Here is a 1,074-nt window from a genome sequence, read left to right as displayed (position 1 = left end):
GGGTGAAGTCGTAACAAGGTAGCCGTATCGGAAGGTGCGGCTGGATCACCTCCTTTCTAGAGTTGCACTGGCTATAGAGCCAATTCATTGAGCGTCCACTCTTATCGACTGTTGAAATTAGAAGAAACAGTAGCAGTGTCTAAGTCGGGGCTGTAGCTCAGCTGGTTAGAGCACCGTGTTGATAACGCGGGGGTCGTTGGTTCGAGTCCAACCAGCCCTACCAAAATAAACAAACGAAAGTGAACACCTACTTTCGTTTGGGCTAGTCAGCCAAAAATCACTGGCAGAGCCAGATGATTTTAGAGCAAAAGCCAGGTAAAACCGGGGGATTAGCTCAGCTGGGAGAGCACCTGCTTTGCAAGCAGGGGGTCGTCGGTTCGATCCCGTCATCCTCCACCAACACACTCTACTATCTCTAAAGTACAAACGTAAATCATCCAGTTTCTAGTTGAGATTTAGGTTTGACCTTTTAGAGATTAATAGCTGTTTCGTTCTTTAACAATCTGGAAGAAGTAAAGTTTTAATCAAATCGTCGACAGACGGTTTGATGGGTAGCGATTGTATGTATCAAAACAAAGCAACAACGCTGTACTCTTATCTCTGTAACGTCTTTCGCTTAGTCGGTGAGAGGCTAACGTTATAGGGACAAGCGAATAAGTGCACATGGTGGATGCCTTGGCGATTACAGGCGATGAAGGACGTAGTAGCTTGCGATAAGCTGCGGGGAGTGAGCAAACACACTTTGATCCGCAGATTTCCGAATGGGGAAACCCGGCCTTTTAGGTCATTGCATACTGAATACATAGGTATGCAAAGCGAACGCGGCGAACTGAAACATCTAAGTAGCTGCAGGAAAATAAATCAACCGAGATTCCCAAAGTAGTGGCGAGCGAAATGGGATGAGCCTGCACGTTTTAGCACGACGCATAGAAGAATCCCCTGGAAATGGGAGCCATAGACGGTGATAGCCCGGTATTCGAAATGCGATGTGTGGAACTAAGCGTGCGACAAGTAGGGCGGGACACGAGAAATCCTGTCTGAATATGGGGGGACCATCCTCCAAGGCTAAATACT

The 1,074-nt window shown here is 47.3% G+C and carries 2 tRNA genes and 2 rRNA genes; all 4 read left to right on the top strand.

The annotated features are described in order from the left end of the window. Positions 1–56 (top strand): 16S ribosomal RNA (locus tag ACP7D4_RS28085); the annotation flags it as partial. Between the two features lie 90 nt (positions 57–146). Continuing rightward, a tRNA-Ile gene (locus tag ACP7D4_RS28080) sits at positions 147–223 on the top strand. 100 nt (positions 224–323) lie between these two features. Further along, positions 324–399 (top strand) — tRNA-Ala (locus ACP7D4_RS28075). A gap of 244 nt (positions 400–643) precedes the next feature. Continuing rightward, positions 644–1,074 (top strand): 23S ribosomal RNA (locus tag ACP7D4_RS28070); the annotation flags it as partial.

The sequence above is a fragment of the Massilia sp. TWP1-3-3 genome, from assembly GCF_049897805.1.
Classification (GTDB): domain Bacteria; phylum Pseudomonadota; class Gammaproteobacteria; order Burkholderiales; family Burkholderiaceae_D; genus Telluria_A.
Note: the sequence above shows the minus strand (reverse complement) of the source record. Positions and strands in the feature narration are given on the sequence as shown.